This window comes from Fulvivirga kasyanovii, from assembly GCF_009711405.1.
Taxonomy (GTDB): Bacteria; Bacteroidota; Bacteroidia; order Cytophagales; family Cyclobacteriaceae; genus Fulvivirga; species Fulvivirga kasyanovii.
Genome location: NZ_SMLW01000165.1, coordinates 1 through 1,456, shown reverse-complemented (window position 1 = coordinate 1,456; position 1,456 = coordinate 1). Strand labels below are relative to the sequence as shown.

At 44.6% G+C, this 1,456-nt stretch carries 4 protein-coding genes; all 4 read left to right on the top strand.

Features of this window, described 5'->3' with window-relative positions; genetic code table 11:
- The coding region (locus E1163_RS30870) for a hypothetical protein (protein WP_221417882.1) at positions 1-225 on the top strand (225 nt) is incomplete at its 5' end.
- 86 nt (positions 226-311) lie between these two features.
- Positions 312-575 (top strand): hypothetical protein, encoded by a 264-nt coding sequence (locus E1163_RS00530; RefSeq protein WP_155168574.1) that lies wholly within the window; start codon positions 312-314, stop codon positions 573-575.
- A 93-nt stretch (positions 576-668) separates the two neighbouring features.
- On the top strand, positions 669-983 hold the full coding sequence (locus E1163_RS00525; RefSeq protein ID WP_155168573.1) for a hypothetical protein: 315 nt from the start codon (positions 669-671) through the stop codon (positions 981-983).
- 7 nt (positions 984-990) lie between these two features.
- Positions 991-1,230, top strand: a complete 240-nt coding sequence (locus E1163_RS00520; RefSeq protein WP_155168572.1) for a hypothetical protein — start codon at positions 991-993, stop codon at positions 1,228-1,230.
- Positions 1,231-1,456 lie beyond the last annotated feature (226 nt).

The following is a 1,456-nucleotide window of genomic DNA, read 5'->3' as shown; positions in this document are numbered from 1 at the left end:
TTATATATTTGTATTGTTATGATTTTTGTAACAAAGATTGATTTTAACCCAAATCAAATATATGCAAATCGATCAGAATTGCCATGTGATTATCCATCAACGCGAAATAAAGTTGCACCACACCTTGCTGCCGGCCTGATGCTCACCGGTTTGGAGGCTGAGTTGGTACCCTGGTGCCGGTTGGTGGAAAAGCACATATTAAGACGAAATCCTGAAATGGTTTAGGTTGATGGGTCGTAGGGAGGTGTAGCAATTGGCACCTCCCGAACGATCTGCATATTGCGTACAAATATCAGTTTCAGGTAAGCCCCATGGAAGCATTAATGGAAATGAAGTCAGTAAGGATTATTGAAAAGATAGAGCAGGTGGATCGTCTCCTTCAAAATGGAAACGCAGGCAGGGCCAGGGATTTTGCCAGGAAGCTAAAGGTATCGAAAAGGACAGTGTTTAACCTGTTCAAAATACTGAGAAAGGACTTTGATGCGCCAGTAGTGTTCGACAGAAGGTCAAAAAGCTACAGGTATGCTGTAAAGGGCAGTATGGTTATGGGCTTTGTAAAAGAAGAGGATACTTAACGATACCCACGTCTATATGGGTTTGTGTTAACGGCCGTCCGGGGGAGGAGCAAGTGCCTCCCCGGCGATGGCTCCATTATAAACTGCTAAACTATGGAAAGACAAAACACTACCTGGGAAGAATCAGTAGAACGCTATGGACAACTATTGACCGCGGTTAACGACCTCGTTCGCCACACTACGCAACTGGCCAAATCTTATGAAGAGGTCAACATGGAGTTTGGCCAGTTGATCTATGAAAAAGGCCTCCACGAGATCATGCAGAAAGCGAATACCTTACAAGACTATGAAAGGAACTTTCAGTTCATGTATTACAGCCTCAGAGGGCAGGTGGAGCAGCTTAAACATCTTCGTGGCGTGCTACGGGTGCTATTGATCAGGGATCCCGTGAATTGCCCTTTTAACTGATGCTGGCATGGGCAAAATAAAGATATACAATAGCCAGCCCTTCTATTACATCCTTCAGGGAGGAAATGTGGCCGAGTTTAACATCAAGGAAAGAGCGATCCGCCGCGAAAGTACTCTGCACTGGCTATCACACCTGAACCGGGTGTTTATTCCTGAAATACCACCAGGCACCGAAGAATACAGCAGGGTGCTGGATGAATATAAAGCCGTGATCCTCAGGTTGCCGTTGTTGGGAAATGAAGTGTGAAGAATACTGATTGTCTATCTTAAAATACCCAACGTTGGGTATTGACAAGTGCTGATGCATTGGTCATTTTGCAACTGCTGTACGTTGTTTTATGAATTTGACAAAGGCGTAATGGTCGTTTGGAAAGTCATTCAGGCCTTTCGGAAAACAAAGATGACCCTCGAGCTATTTATGTTTTTTTGGTGCAGGTAAGGTCGGATCAAGCCGAATTTCTGGGGAGACACTA

Bases quoted from the DNA above. Each gene is read 5' to 3' on its own strand.
- E1163_RS00530 (WP_155168574.1), top strand. From the start codon at position 312: ATGGAAGCATTAATGGAAATGAAGTCAGTAAGGATTATTGAAAAGATA.
- E1163_RS00525 (WP_155168573.1), top strand. From the start codon at position 669: ATGGAAAGACAAAACACTACCTGGGAAGAATCAGTAGAACGCTATGGA.
- E1163_RS00520 (WP_155168572.1), top strand. From the start codon at position 991: ATGGGCAAAATAAAGATATACAATAGCCAGCCCTTCTATTACATCCTT.